Here is a 13,937-nt window from a genome sequence, read left to right on the forward strand (position 1 = left end):
CCGCCGTTTCCTCTTCTCGTCGGCGCGGCCGGCGTCAGGTGGACTGGAGGCGGGGCTCCACCCACCCGGTCTCGGTCAGGTGATGCATCACCGCGTGCACCGCCTCGTCGATCGACAGGTCGGTGGTGTCGACCACCACGTCGGCGTCCGCCGGCACCTCGTACGGGTCGTCGATGCCGGTCATCCCGGTGAGCAGGCCGGCTCGGGCCCGGGCGTACAGGCCCTTGCGGTCGCGCTGTTCGCAGACCTCGATCGGGGTCGCCACGTGCACCAGCACGAAGCCCGCCCCGGCTGCGTGGGCCATCTCCCGGGCGGTCGCCCGCGCCGCCGCGTACGGGGCGATCGGGCAGCAGACGCCGACGCCACGGTGCCGGGCGATCTCGGCGGCCACCCAGCCGATCCGCCGGACGTTGAGGTCCCGGTCCGCCTTGCTGAAGGTCAGCCCGGCGGAGAGTTCCCGGCGCACCACGTCGCCGTCGAGCAGGGTCACCGTCCGGTCCCCGCCCTCGCGCAGCACGTCCGTCAGGCCCCGGGCGATGGTCGACTTGCCGGAGCCGGAGAAGCCGGTCAGGAACACCACGAGCCCCCGGTGCCGCCGGGCCGGGCGGGCCCGGGCGAGTTCCTTGGCCACCGCCGGGGGAGTGTGCCACTCCGGCAGCGGGAAACCCCGGTCGAGCAGGTCATCGAGCTCCGCCTGGCTGAGCGCCAGCCGCCGGTTGCGCGGCGGGATGTCCTCCCGCCAGCGCCACTGCCCGTCCCGGTTGTCGTAGGCCAGATCGCGGGGGACCAGCACCCGCAGACCGGCGCCGGAGAGCATCTCGCCGGTGGAGAGCAGGTGGGTCACCCCGTACGCGGCGGCCACCCGGGCCTGGATCAGCGCGTCGCTGATCTCGTCGCGGCGGCGGGACAGCGGCACCGCGACCAGGGTCGCCGGGGGCATCCGGTCCCGGGCGGCGAAGACCGCCCGGACCAGCGCCTCGGAGGGCAGCCCGTTGGTCGTTCCCTCGCCCACCGGAATCATCACCAGCAGGTGCGCCCCCAGGGTGCGGACCGCGTGGGCGATCTGGGCGAGCTGCGGGCGGTGCAGGGGGCGGTCGGCGAGGACGCCGAGCACCCGGCCCGGGGGCAGCAGCGCCCGGATCTCCTCCGGGCTGCGGCGCAGCCGCTGGAAGGGGCCGTGGCCGCCGTCGCCGAGCCGCCGTACCGGGCCGCCGATTCCGGCGACGCCGTCCCGGGCCGGCCAGACGTCGGTGACCTCCAGCGCGGCGATCGGGGCGCCCTCGCCGTCGGTCAGCACCAGCGCCCGGCGCTGCGGGTCGGCCGGGTCCAGGCCGTCGGCGAGCGCCGCGGGCACCTGGAGGGTCACCGGCACCTGCCAGGGCGTGCCGTCGGCGAGCCGACCCCGCCGGCCGACGCCGATCAGGTCGGCCCTGGTCATGAAGCCGGCGAGCGGCGTGTACGCCCCGGTCAGCAGCAACTCCAGATCGGCCAGTTCCCCGGGCCGCGGCGTGTACGCCGGAGCGTCCCGCAGCACCTCTTCGGGCAGCACCCACCCGTTACTCATCGCACCCCCCACTACTGGCCGGCACACAGTTTCTCAGTCGACCGGCGATCGGTCGAGAGCGCCATTCCCCCTACCGGGGGTGGAGTATGCCGGGACCGCTCGGCCGGCGCCCCCGGCGAAGCGCCGAGGTGCCGTCGGTCACGGACGGCGCGAGGCGGGCGGGGCGGCGATCCCCGCTGCCGTTCACCTGCGGTCCAAAGCTCATCCACAGCTTGCTCATACGCCGTTTCCATGACCGTTCGCTTTCCTTGGCCTCCAGCCGTTCCGTCACCCGAGGAACCCGACCGGAGGAAGCGTGTCCATGCGTCTACGGTTCAACCGCCGAGCCCGTCCCCCAGACCCGGCTGCTGACCACCGAGGCGACCCGACACCGGATCCCGGCCCCTCGACGGCCGGCCCGGACCACGCGGGGCACGCCCTGCGGGCGCCGAGCAAACTGCACGCGTTCAACCGGTACGAGATCAAGTACCTGGTCGCGACGACGAAGGTGCCGGCGCTCCGGCGTGAACTGGCCGGCCGGCTCGCCCCGGACAGCCACGGCGACGACGGCGGGTACGGGGTGTGGAGTGTCTACTACGACACCACCGACCTGCGGTTCTACTGGGAGAAGATCGAGGGGCTGCGGTTCCGCCGCAAGCTGCGGGTACGCCACTACGGCGACCGCTCCACCGTCGACGACGACACCACCGTGTACGTCGAGATCAAGCAGCGGGTCAACCGGGTCACCCAGAAGCGCCGGATCGCCCTGCCGTACCGGCTGGCCCGGCGGCTCTGCGACGAGCGGGTGGCGGTCGAGCACGACCCCGCCCAGCGGGCGTTCGTCGAGGAGGTGCTCGAACTCGTCGCCGGCCTCGATCTGCGCCCGGTGGCGATGACCGGCTACCAGCGCGAGGCGTTCGTCGGCCAGGACGCCGACCTCGGGCTGCGGGTCACCCTCGACCACCGGATCCGGGGCCGGGACCGCGACTTCCACCTCGGGGCCGACGCCGAGAACCGGCTCATCGTCCCGGCCGGGCTGTCGATCGTCGAGATCAAGGCCAACGAGCGGGTCCCGTACTGGCTCACCGACCTCGCCGCCCGCGCCGAGCTTCAGGTGGTGCGGGTCTCCAAGTACTGCCAGAGCGTCGAGGCGTTCGGCCGGGCGCCGCGTTCGGTCTTCCACGTCCAGGACGACGACCCCGCCGCCGGCCTGGCGGCGGTCACCCCCACGAGAAGTGAGGCCTGAGCACCGATGGACATCACCTTCCAGGACCTGTCCGGCACGTTCAGCGTCGGCGACATCGCCCTCGTGTTGTCGCTGTCCTTCCTGTTGAGCGCCATGATCGGCTGGGTCTACCGGGCCACCCACCGCAACGTGTCGTACAGCCAGTCGTACGTGCAGACGTTGATCATCCTCGGCATGCTGATCTCACTGATCATGCTGGTGGTGGGCTCCAACATCGCGCGGGCGTTCGCCCTGGTCGGGGCGCTGTCGGTGGTGCGGTTCCGCAACGCGATCAAGGAGACCCGGGACGTCGGGTTCATCTTCCTGGTGATGGGCGTCGGGATGGCCTGCGGCACCCGGTTCTACACCCTGGCCGTCGTCGCCGCCGTCGCGATCAGCCTGATCATCGTGGTGATGTACCGGTTCAACTGGTTCGCCCTGAACGTGCAGCGTCAGGTGGTCAAGGTCCAGGTCCCGGCCGGCGGGGACCACACCGCCGCCATTCAGGACGTGCTGGTCCGCTACACCACGGAGTTCGAGTTGGTCAGCCTGGAGACGATCCGGGCCGGCGCGCTCACCGAGCTGATGTACACGGTCCGGCTCAAGAAGGGCAGCGAGCCGGGCGAACTGATCTCGGCGCTCGGCGAGCGGACCTCCGGCCAGCGGGTGACGGTGCTGACCGGCTACGACCAGACGGACCTGTGATGTCCGAGCCGCTGCGCACCCGGTCCCTGCTGCCCCGCGCCCTGCGGCGACGCCTACCGGTGCGGGTGCGGCAGAACTGGAAGCTGCTGACCACCTGCGTGGCGTTCGTCGCCGTCCTGACCCTGGTGCTGGGCACGGCGCGGATCCGTCCGTACGTCACCAGCGCCAGCGACACCGGGGCGGACGCGGTGACCGTGGACATCGCCGGCGCGACGGACCTCTTCGACGCGACCGTCGCCCACTCGATCCGGCTCACCTTCCGGGACGTCGACTACGAGCGGATGCTCGACACCTACTGGAAGGAGGGGGAGAAGGAGTACGTCGAGGCGGACCTGACCGTCGACGGCACCACGGTCCCCAGCGTCGGCATCCGGCTCAAGGGCAACTCGACGCTGAGCGCGCTGACCTGGAAGGGCGAGAGCAAGCCGCGACAGGGCGGCGGCGACGTCCCCGGTGGGGGCGCCGCCCCCGGCGGTGGACGCCCCGCCCCGGGCGCCGGCCAGCCGCAGGGTCAGCAGGGCCAGGGTCAGGGTCAGCAGCCGGCTCGGGGTGGGTTTCCCGGCGGGGGGATGGCCCGGACCTCCCTGAAGGCCGAGGAGCCGGAGACGTTGCCCTGGCTGATCAGCTTCGACGAGTTCGTCGACGGCCGCCGGTACCAGGGGCACCGCGAGGTGGCCGTCCGGGTTTCCGGCATGGGCGGCGGCTCCACCGTGCTGAACGAGGCGCTGTCGCTGTCCCTGCTCGCCGGCGTCGGCGAGGCGGCCCAGCGGTACGCGTACTCCTCGTTCACGGTGAACGGCCGGCCGACCACGGCCCGGCTGCTGGTCGAGCACCCCGACGAGCACTTCGCCGACCAGTTGGACGGCACCGGGGTGCTCTACAAGTCCCTGGCCAGCAGCAGCTTCACCGATCAGGGTGACGACCAGACCGACTACCAGGACGACTTCAAGCAGATCACCATGCAGGGCAGTCAGGACCTGCAACCCGTGATCAACCTGATCAAATGGGTGAACTCGGCGAGCGACGAGGAGTTCGACGCGCAGCTCGCCGACCGGGTCGACGTGGAGTCGTTCGCCCGCTATGTCGCCCTCCAGAACCTGCTGCTCAACTTCGACGACATGTCCGGACCGGGGAAGAACTACTACCTCTGGTACGACCTGGAGACGAAGAAGTTCAGCGTGATCAGTTGGGACCACAACCTCACCTTCAGCGGCGACGCCGCCCAGGGGCCGCACGACAGCGGCGGCCGCGGCATGCCGGGCGGGATGCGGATGCCCGAGGGCGCGCAGGCTCCTGAGGGGGTGGAGGCTCCTGAGGGGGTGGAGCCGCCCGGTGGGGCGGGGCTCCCCGGTGGCGCGCAGCCGCCGGGCGGGGCGGACGCGGGGCGGGAGGGCGGAGACGCCGAGCGGGGCCGGCCCGGCGGCATGATGTCGGGCCACAAGCTCAAGGAGCGCTTCCTGGCCAGCGACGCCTTCAAGGGCGTCTACGAGGACGCGTACCGCGCGCTCTACCAGCAGGTGTACGCCGGCGGGCGGGCCACCGGGTCGCTCGACGCGATCACCACGGTCCTCAAGACGGTGGACGGGGCCGACGCGACGGCCGTGGACGTCGACGCGGACCGGCTGCGCACCCTCGTGAAGCAGCGGACGGAGAGCCTCCGGGACAACGAGGTGATCACCGGCGGCTGAACCCGACGGGGCGGGGTCCGGCGGGCAGCACGCCGGACCCGCCGCCGTCGGGTCCGGGCCGCCCCCGGCGGCGGCCCTCCGTACCCGGGCGGCCCCGCCCCCGTCCGTCGGCCTTCCCCGGGGCGGTCGGAATGATAGGACTGGTCGCGGAATGGTAGGGCTGGCCGGATGGACCCGGCCGGGCCCGCTACGGCAGGCTGGGGGCCATGGTGGCGGACACAGGCCGGGCGACGCCCCGGCGGTACCCGAAGAGTGCCCGGCACTGGGGGGCCAGCCTGGCGATCGCCGGGACGGCCGCGGCGGCGGCCACCACGGTGGCCCAGTCGATCGGCGACTACCACTGGTGGGCCGGCTTCGTCCTGGTCCCCGGGGCGCTGACCGCCGCGGGCGGCGGGGTGTTGCTGGCCCGCGGCGGCGGGCGGGCGTTCGTCGGGTACGTCGTGGCCTGCGTCGGCCTACTGATCTTCACGGTCGGGGCGCTGCTGATGACCGGCACGACCGGCCGGGGCTGGCCGGCCCTGGTCACGCTGCCCTGCCTGGCGGTCGCCGGCACCTACCTGTGGCGGTCCGCCGACCCGCTGGCCCGGGGGCTGCACCGGACGGTCGCCCTGCTCGCCCTGGCCGGCGCCCTGGTCGGGGTGACCCTGTTCCTCATCCGCGCCCGGCTGGTGGACCCGGGGCAGACCCACTGGTGGGGCGGGTACGTGCTGCTCGCCGGGGTGGTGGTCTGCGGAAACGCCGTCGAGCTGGCCCGGCACCGGATGCCGTACCGGCTCCAGGCGGTCACCCTGCTGGTCGGGCCGGCCGTGGTCGCCGCCCTGCTCGGCGTCCGCATGCTGCGCGGCTGGTGATGCCGGGCGGTGACCACGTTCCCCGTGGAGTCGGCCATCTTCTTCCGGTTCAGGTCGAGGATCCAGCCGGAGAACACCGGGTCCCGCCGGGGCAGCACGCCGAGTTCCAGGTGCGAACGGACGATCGTGGCGAAGCCGCCCACGATCTACGGGGTCAGTGACGAGGTGGCCCAGGTGGCCAGCACGTCCGGGTCGCCGACGAAACCCCCGGGCCGGCCACGCCGGGACTCGTCGTACCCGGGCGGCGGCGTGCTGGTCGGGTCGACTGGCAGCGCCGACTGGTCGGGTGTGAGAGGGTGGGAAAGGTCCGGCTCGCCAGTGTCGTCGAGCCGGCACCACACCGGCCCGGCACGCCGAGGAAGCGCTGCGGCCTGACCAGCCAGTCATCGGTCAGGCCGCCCACCCAGTGGCCGTAGCGGTGCTTCATGTCCTCCGGTACCCGGCGCAGCTCCCGCCCCGGGTCGGGCGGACCGTCGGCGAGGTGCGCGCTCCGCCGCCCGACCGCCGAATCGTCTCGTCCGGTACCTCATGGAGCCCTGCGCGCGCGAGCGTTTCGCCGGGGTGGCAGGGCGCACGGAGAAGGGCTGCGTCATGACCGTTTCCGCCACTCCGATGAACCTCACCCGGGCCGCCCATGTCGGGATCTCGGTCTCGGACCTGGACGCCTCGATCGCGTTCTACACGGCTCTCACCGGGCGGGAGCCCGTCGCGGAGGGGACCATGAGCAGTGTGCCGTTCGGCACGGCGCAGGGGCTGTCTGCCGCGAAGCTGCGGTACGCCACGATCAACCTGGACGGCCTCGGCATCGACCTCATCCAGTTCCAGGAACCGGTCGGTGAACGCACGAACGGCAAGGCGAACCGCCCCGGCTCCATGCATCTGTGCTTCAGGGTCGACGACTTCGACGCCGTGTACCAGCGGATGGAGGAGGCCGGCTACGACTTCCTCGGCGACGACTACACATTCACCGCGGGCGAGGTCACCCCCGACGAGGCGCTCGGCACCAGGGTCGCCTACTTCAACGACCCGGACGGCACGAACCTGGAGATCATCCAGCCCAAGGGCGGATTCGCCAGCTAGCGGCCCAGGGGCCTTGCCGCCGCCCCCGCTCACCCACCGTCGACGGGGGGGCAGCGGCCGGGCGGGAGCGTGTGACAGGCCCCGGCCCGCCCTGACGGGCACCCCGTCGACGCCTCCCTCACCCGGCCCGGCCGCTCAGCGGCCCGTCGCCGTGCCGTCAGACCAGGGAGTCGCGCCACTGTCGGTGCAGCGCCGCGTACCGGCCGTCGGCGCCGGCCAGCCGGTCCGGCGGGCCGTCCTCCACGATCCGGCCGCCGTCGAGGACCAGCACCCGGTCTGCGGTCTCCACGGTGGACAGCCGGTGCGCGATCACCAGCGCCGTCCGGTCCCGCAGCACGGTGGCGAGCGCCCGCTGCACCAACCGCTCCGTGGGCACGTCGAGCGACGACGTCGCCTCGTCCAGGACCAGCACCCGGGGGTCGGCGAGGAACGCCCGGGCGAACGCCACGAGCTGGCGTTGCCCGGCCGAGAGCCGGCCGCCGCGACGGCGCACCTGCGTGTCGTACCCGTCGGGCAGGGCGGTGATGAAATCGTGCGCGCCGATCGCCCGGGCCGCGGCCCGCACCGCCGCGTCGTCCGCGCCCGGCCGGCCGAACCGGATGTTCTCCGCCACGGAGCCGCTGAACAGGTGGTTCTCCTGGGTGACCAGCACGACCGCCCGGCGCAGCTCGGCGTCGGCCAGGTCCCGCAGGTCGACCCCGTCCAGGTGGACCGTGCCGGCGTCCGGGTCGTGGAAGCGGGCCAACAGCTTGGCGACCGTCGACTTGCCCGCGCCCGTCGGGCCGACCATCGCGATGGTCTGTCCGGCCGGCACCGTCAGGTCCAGGCCGGTCAGGATCGGCGCGTCGGCCCGGTACCCGAACGAGACCGACCGGAACTCCACCGCCCCCCGCCCCGGGCCGTCGGGCAGCGGCGTCGGGCGGGCCGGCTCGGCCACCGCCGGCCGCTCGTCGAGCACCCCGGCCAGCTTCTCCAGCGCCGCCGTCGCCGACTGGAGCGAGTTGTAGAACTGGCTGAGCTCCTGCATCGGCTCGAAGAACCGGCGCAGGTACAGCAGGAACGCGGCGAGCACCCCCACCTCCATCCCGCCGCCGAGCACCCGGGCCCCGCCGTAGCCGAGCACCACCGCCACGGTCACGTTGCCGATGACCTTGATCCCCGGCGAGTACGTGGCGATCAGCCGGAACGCGTGCAGGCTGGTCCGCCGGTAGTCGTCGTTGACGGCGGCGAAGATCCGCTGGTTGCGTGGCTCCCGCCGGTACGCCTGCACCGCGCGGATGCCGCGCAGGGACTCCACGAAGTGGACGATCAGCAGCGCCACCGCCTCCCGGGTCCGCCGGTACGCCCCGGCCGACGCGCGGGCGAACCAGCGGGACAGCCAGAACAGGAACGGGAACGCCAGCAGGGTCACCGCGGCCAGCGGCGGGTCCAGCCAGAGCAGGATGCCGGCCACGGAGAGGATGGACAGGGCGGCGAGGACGAGGCTGTCCGCGCCGCCGTTGACCAGTTCGGCGATGGAGTCCAGGTCGCTCGTCAGCCGGGAGATCATCCGGCCCGAGGTGTAGCGCTCGTGGAAGCCGACGGACAACCGCAGGAAGTGGCCGTACACCCGCTGCCGCAGCTCCAGCAGGACGGCCTGGCCGATCCGGGCGGAGAGGGCGAGGAAGCCGCGCCGGGCCGCGTACTCGGCCAGCGCGGCGGCGGCGAAGGCCCCGGCGATCGCGACGAGTGGCCCGTTGTCCCCGGACCGCAGCGGAACGATCGCCCGGTCGATGCCGAGCATCACCAGGTACGGCCCGGCCATGGCGGCGGCGTTCTGCGCCAGCAGCAGCCCGACGGCCGCCCCGAGCCGGCGTCGGTGTGGGCGCAGCAGGCCCCGCAGCAGCGCCCGGCTGCGGACGCGTAGCCGGGCGAGCGCCTCCGGCGTTGCCTCCTCCGCCCGGCTGCGGTCGGCCTCCGGGTCGGTGGCCCGCCCTCGCCACCGGTCCAGGTCCGGCGCGGTCCGCGCCGGCCGGTCCGCCGCGCCCCGTGTTTGCCGGCCCGCCGCGCCCCGGCCGCGTCGGCCGCGTCGGCCGGTCGCGCCCGGCGGGCCGCCCGGCCCGTCGGCGGGATCGTCCCCGGCGTGGCGGACCGTGGGGTCGGCGGCGGTCACGACAGCACCAGCCCTCGCTCGTCCGGTCCGGCTGCCGGCCCGGCCGGGCCCGCAGCCGACACCGCCGGGCCGGCGCAGGGCGCGGTCGGGGCGGTCGCGGCATCGGAGGGATTGGTCGGGGCGGCGGAGAGGACCGCCCGGTACGCCGGCACCTCGGCCAGCAGTCGCGAGTGGGTGCCGATCGCCGTGATCCGGCCCCGCTCCAGCAGCGCGACCCGGTCGGCCAGCGCCACGGTCGACGGCCGGTGCACCACGAGCAGCGCGGTGGTGTCCCGCAGCACCCGCCGCAGCGCGGTCTCCACCAGTGCCTCGGTGTGCACGTCGAGGGCGGACAGCGGGTCGTCGAGCACCAGCAGCGCGGGCCGGCCGAGCACCGCCCGGGCCAGCGCCAGCCGCTGCCGCTGCCCGCCGGAGAGGGTGAGCCCTTGCTCACCGACCCGGGTGGCCAACCCCCACGGCAGCTCGTGCACGAAGTCGGCCTGGGCCAGCGCGAGCGCCGCCCGGACGTCGTCCTCGTCGGCGTCCGGGCGGCCGAGGGTGAGGTTCTCCCACACCGACATGGAGAACAGCGTCGGCTCCTCGAAGGCCACCCCGACGAGCCGGCGCAGCGAGGCCAGCCGCAGCTCGCGCAGGTCGTGGCCGTCCAGGGTGATCCGCCCGCCGGTCACCTCGTGCAGCCGGGGGACCAGGGAGAGCAGGGTGCTCTTGCCGGTGCCGGTCGCGCCGACCAGGGCCAGGGTCTCGCCCGGTTCGACGGTCAGGTCGATCTCCCGCAGCACCGGCGCGGGGGTGCCCGGGTAGCGGAACGACACCCGGTCGAAGACCAGCCGGCCGTGGACCGCCGGCCGGGCCAGGGCGACCGCGTCCGGCGCGTCCACGATGGACGGCCGGGTGTCCAGGACCTCCTGGATGCGGTCGGCGGCGGTCGCCGCTTCCTGGCCGTTGGCGATGATCCAGCCGAGCGACTGCACCGGCCAGATCAGCATCAGTTGCAGGCTGACGAAGGCGACCAGCTCGCCGATGGTGAGCGCGCCCCGGGCGGCGGCCATCGCCCCGGCGACCAGCACCACGCCGAGGGTCAGGTTCGGCACCAGGTCGAACAGCGCGGAGGTACGGGCCAGCAGCCGCCCCTTGGCGACCCCGGTGTCGTGCAGCGCCCGGGCGCCGGCCGCGAACCGGCTGGCCAGCTCGGGCCCCCGGCCGTACGCCTTCATGGTGCGTAGCCCCTGCGCGGTCTCCTCGACCAGCGTGGCCACGTCACCCTGCTGGTCCTGCATCCGGCGCGACGTGTCGTGGTAGTGCCGCCCGAACCTGCGGCTGATCAGGAACAGCGGCACGGCGCTGGCCGCGACCAGCGCCCCGAGCGCGGGATGCAGCCGGATCAGCAGCACCACCACGGCGGCGTACGTCACCAGGTTGAGCACCAGGAACAGCAGGCCGAAGGAGAGGAACCGGCGGATCACCGACAGGTCGCTGGTGACCCGCGAGAGCAACTGCCCGGTCTGCCACCGGTCGTGGAAGCCGGGCGGCAGTCGTTGCAGGTGGGCGTAGACGTCGGCGCGGATCGCCGCCTCCATGCCCACCGACGACGAGGACTGCGTCCACCGGCGGATGAAGATCAGCAGCGCCTCGGCCAGGCCGAGCAGCAGGGCCAGGCCGCCGAGCCGGACCAGGCCGCCCGGGTCGTGCCGGGCGATCGGGCCGTCGACCACCCGCTGCACCACGAGCGGCACGGCGAGGCTCGCGCCGGTGCCGGCCAGGGCCGCCGCCAGCAACCAGTAGAACTGGACGGCGTACGGGCGCAGGTAGGGGCGGAACCGCCAGAGGTTGCGCAGCGGGCGAGCGCGGTCGGCCGGTTGGGCGGGGTCGCCGTCGCTCTCGGCAGGCACTTCCCGACGGTAGCGTCAAACGGGACTGTCGCCGCTGTCAGTTTTCAGCACGTCCTTCGGCACGTCTGAACCCTGCCCGCCCTCGGCCCAGGCCGGTTCGGTCGCGCCCGGTGCGCTCAGCGTCCGGCGGCTGCCTCGTGGGCGAGCAGCCACCGCTTCACGTCCAGCCCCCAGCGGTAGCCGCCGAGGCCGCCGTCGGTGCGCAGCACCCGGTGACACGGGACGAACAGGGCGGCGGCGTTGCGCGCGCAGGCAGCCGCCGCGGCACGGACCGCCGCCGGCCGGCCGGCCAGCCCGGCGTACCCGGTGTAGGTGACCGGCCGGCCGGGACCGACCTCGCGCAGCACCCGCCACGCGTGCGCCATGAACGCGCCGCCGGTGTGCTGCTCCACCGGCACCGTGTCGATCGCGGTCAGCTCCCCGTCCAGGTAGGCGGCGACCGCCGCGGTGACCGGGCCGAGCTCCGTCCGCCGCCGGACCGGCCCCCGCAGGCCGGAGTGCACCAGCGGTAGCAACGTCTCCGGTTCGGGGGTGAAACCGGCGGCCCGGACCGCGCCGTCGGGGCCGGTCAGGATGCTCAGCGGGCCGGCGGGGGTGTCCGTGACCGTGCCGTCGAGGGTGATGTTCATGCTGCTCTCCATAGTCTGATCACCGCGTACGAGCGCCAGGGGCGCCAGCGTGCCGCGTACGCGTCGAGGGTCTTCGGGTCGTCGGGGAGGCCGAGCGCGGCGGCGCCGCGCCGCACGGCCAGGTCGGTGTGGAGCTGAACGTCGGGGTCACCGAGGGCGCGCATGGCCACGTAGCCGGCCGTCCACGCGCCGATCCCGGGGACGGCGAGCAGCCGCCGAACGGTCTCCTCCCGGTCCCCGCCGGGGTCGAGGTCCAACTCCCCGTCGACGACGGCCCGCGCCGCCGCCCGGATAGTCTCCCGCCGCCCCACCGGCATCCGGAACCCGCCGTCGGCGATCCCCAACACCTCCTCCGCCGTAGGAAACCCCCGTCCCCACCCCACCCAACCGGCCGCCCCACCCGGCTCCCCGCGTTGATCAAGAAGTTCGTGTCCCGGAGGAGCGGGTTCGGCGACATGAACCTCTTGATCAACCGACAGGGGGGCCGGGGTGGGGAGGAGGAGCCGGGTGAGGGTGGTTCGGGCTGAGGTGACCGAGACCTGTTGGCCGACGATCGCGCGGACGAGCATCTCGAAGCCGTCGACGGCGCGCGGGACGCGGATCCCGGGCTCCGCCGCCACCAGCGGGGCGAGGGCGGGGTCGGCGGCGAGTGTGCCGTCCACGGCGGCCGGGTCGGCGTCGAGGTCGAGCAGCCGGCGGCAGCGGGCCACCGCCGGGGCCAGGTCGCGCATGTCGGCCAGCCGCAGCGTGGCCGCCACGTGCCCGGCCACCGGGGTCAGCGCCACCTCCGCGCCGCCGTGCGGCAGCCGCAACCCCCGGCGGTACGTCCCGTCGCGCACCTCCTCCACCCCGGGCAGGGCCCGCAGCGCGAGGAAGTCCAGCAGCGCCGCCGCGTGCAACGGCGGCCGGTACGCCAACCGCAGCGCGATCGTGCCCGGCCCTCCGGCCACCGGTGCCCGTCCCCGGGCGTCGCGCAGCTCCGACGGGGCGGCGGCATAGACCTCGCGGACCGTGTCGTTGAACTGCCGGACGCTGCCGAACCCGGCCGCGAACGCGACCTCGGCCATCCCGAGGTCGGTCGTCTCGATCAGGATCCGGGCGGTCTGCGCACGCTGCGCCCGGGCGAGCGCCAGGGGCCCGGCGCCCAACTCGGCGCGCAGCATCCGGTGCAGGTGACGTGCGGTGTAGCCGAGCCGGGTGGCCAGCCCCGGCACGCCGTCCCGGTCGACCACCCCGTCGGCGATCAGCCGCATGGCCCGCCCCACCACGTCCGCCCGGACGTCCCACTGGGGCGAGCCCGGGGCGGCGTCCGGCCGGCAGCGGCGGCAGGCCCGCAGCCCGGCTCCCTGCGCGGCGGCGGCCGACGGGAAGAACCGGACGTTGTGCCGCTTGGGCGTCATCGCCGGGCAGGACGGCCGGCAGTAGATCCCGGTCGACGTCACGCCCGTGTAGAACCAGCCGTCGAATCGCTGGTCACGGCTGTCGACCGCCCGGTAGCACCGCTCGAAGTCCAATTCCACGACACCGATACTGCCCCGCCGGCCGACCCTCCGGCTCGCGGAAATCGGACCTGGCCGTGCGGGTGGGCAGGAGCCCTCGCGACATCGCTCCACCTCGGCCGGCCCGTCCCGGCCCGGGAACGGATATCCGGGCCGAAAGTGTCGGTAGGCGCCGGTACGGTCTCCGCCACCAACTCAAGAAGGGTGCGGCGATGGCGAGCGTGGCCGGGCGAGGTGTCCGCTGATGCGGTCGGGGCGGGCGAGGCTCGACCGCACGGTGGTTCAGGGCTTCTACGACCGGATGCGGGCGGTCGCCCCGGCGGCGTACGGCGCGATCGAGCGGGACCGGGCCGGTGACCCGGGGCGGGCGTTCCGGGACACGGCCTGCGGCCGGCTCGCCGCGTCGCTCGACGCCGCTGGCCTGCGCGCACTCGGCATGTGGGCGCACCACTGGTGCATGCGCTTCTACGACGACGACACGCGGGTGGGGCTGCGCCTGGTCCGGGAGATCGCCGGCCGCTCCGGGCTGGGCTGGACGGTCGACGAGGTGCGTTGGATGCTCGGCGAGTCCGCGGCGGCCGGCCCGTCCGCCGCGTACCGGTTCACGCTGCCGGCGTCGGCGGCCCGCGAGCTGCCGCCGACGGCCCGTGGTGAGTTCACGACCCACGAGCTGTCC

General features: G+C 74.1%; 10 protein-coding genes and 2 pseudogenes. 6 read left to right on the plus strand and 6 right to left on the minus strand.

All coding sequences use genetic code 11. From position 1 onward, the window contains the following. Positions 1 to 34: 34 nt before the first annotated feature. On the minus strand, positions 35 to 1,564 hold the full coding sequence (gene cysC / locus ACFYZF_RS03040) for an adenylyl-sulfate kinase (RefSeq protein ID WP_387015257.1): 1,530 nt from the start codon (positions 1,562 to 1,564) through the stop codon (positions 35 to 37). A 301-nt stretch (positions 1,565 to 1,865) separates the two neighbouring features. On the opposite strand from cysC, the gene ACFYZF_RS03045 reads away from it, so the two are divergent. The 4 genes from ACFYZF_RS03045 to ACFYZF_RS03060 all read left to right on the plus strand — a co-directional run bounded on the left by ACFYZF_RS03045 (position 1,866) and on the right by ACFYZF_RS03060 (position 6,012). Beyond that, positions 1,866 to 2,789: a polyphosphate polymerase domain-containing protein gene (locus tag ACFYZF_RS03045; protein ID WP_387015259.1), complete on the plus strand. Its 924-nt coding sequence runs from the start codon at positions 1,866 to 1,868 to the stop codon at positions 2,787 to 2,789. Between the two features lie 6 nt (positions 2,790 to 2,795). Beyond that, the gene (locus ACFYZF_RS03050; protein ID WP_387015262.1) at positions 2,796 to 3,473 is read left to right on the plus strand and encodes a DUF4956 domain-containing protein; all 678 of its coding nucleotides are present in this window, start codon (positions 2,796 to 2,798) and stop codon (positions 3,471 to 3,473) included. After that, the gene (locus ACFYZF_RS03055; RefSeq protein WP_387015265.1) at positions 3,473 to 5,161 is read left to right on the plus strand and encodes a CotH kinase family protein; all 1,689 of its coding nucleotides are present in this window, start codon (positions 3,473 to 3,475) and stop codon (positions 5,159 to 5,161) included. The genes ACFYZF_RS03050 and ACFYZF_RS03055 overlap by 1 nt, the downstream gene beginning before the upstream one ends. A gap of 206 nt (positions 5,162 to 5,367) precedes the next feature. Further along, positions 5,368 to 6,012, plus strand: a complete 645-nt coding sequence (locus ACFYZF_RS03060; RefSeq protein ID WP_387015268.1) for a hypothetical protein — start codon at positions 5,368 to 5,370, stop codon at positions 6,010 to 6,012. A gap of 8 nt (positions 6,013 to 6,020) precedes the next feature. On the opposite strand, the pseudogene valS reads toward ACFYZF_RS03060, so the two are convergent. Next, a pseudogene (gene valS / locus ACFYZF_RS03065) lies at positions 6,021 to 6,511 on the minus strand (valine--tRNA ligase); the annotation flags it as partial. Between the two features lie 92 nt (positions 6,512 to 6,603). Between valS and ACFYZF_RS03070 the strand changes: the two are divergent. Continuing rightward, positions 6,604 to 7,092, plus strand: a complete 489-nt coding sequence (locus ACFYZF_RS03070) for a VOC family protein (RefSeq protein WP_387015270.1) — start codon at positions 6,604 to 6,606, stop codon at positions 7,090 to 7,092. A 157-nt stretch (positions 7,093 to 7,249) separates the two neighbouring features. On the opposite strand, the gene ACFYZF_RS03075 is transcribed toward ACFYZF_RS03070, so the two are convergent. From ACFYZF_RS03075 to ACFYZF_RS03090, 4 genes are all read right to left on the minus strand, one after another. Then, positions 7,250 to 9,082, minus strand: coding sequence for an ABC transporter ATP-binding protein (locus ACFYZF_RS03075; protein WP_387016034.1), 1,833 nt, complete (start codon positions 9,080 to 9,082; stop codon positions 7,250 to 7,252). A 158-nt stretch (positions 9,083 to 9,240) separates the two neighbouring features. Then, entirely contained in the window at positions 9,241 to 11,133 is a 1,893-nt protein-coding gene (locus ACFYZF_RS03080) for an ABC transporter ATP-binding protein (protein WP_387015273.1), read from the minus strand. 116 nt (positions 11,134 to 11,249) lie between these two features. Then, entirely contained in the window at positions 11,250 to 11,762 is a 513-nt protein-coding gene (locus ACFYZF_RS03085) for a methylated-DNA--[protein]-cysteine S-methyltransferase (RefSeq protein ID WP_387015276.1), read from the minus strand. After that, complete coding sequence (locus tag ACFYZF_RS03090; RefSeq protein WP_387015279.1) at positions 11,759 to 13,282, minus strand: DNA-3-methyladenine glycosylase 2 family protein; 1,524 nt, start codon at positions 13,280 to 13,282, stop codon at positions 11,759 to 11,761. Before ACFYZF_RS03090 ends, ACFYZF_RS03085 begins: the two co-directional genes overlap by 4 nt. Positions 13,283 to 13,505: 223 nt before the next feature. Between ACFYZF_RS03090 and ACFYZF_RS03095 the strand changes: the two are divergent. Further along, a pseudogene (locus ACFYZF_RS03095) lies at positions 13,506 to 13,916 on the plus strand (hypothetical protein); the annotation flags it as partial. Positions 13,917 to 13,937 lie beyond the last annotated feature (21 nt).

The sequence above is a fragment of the Micromonospora sp. NPDC001898 genome, from assembly GCF_042891255.1.
Lineage (GTDB): Bacteria > Actinomycetota > Actinomycetes > Mycobacteriales > Micromonosporaceae > Micromonospora.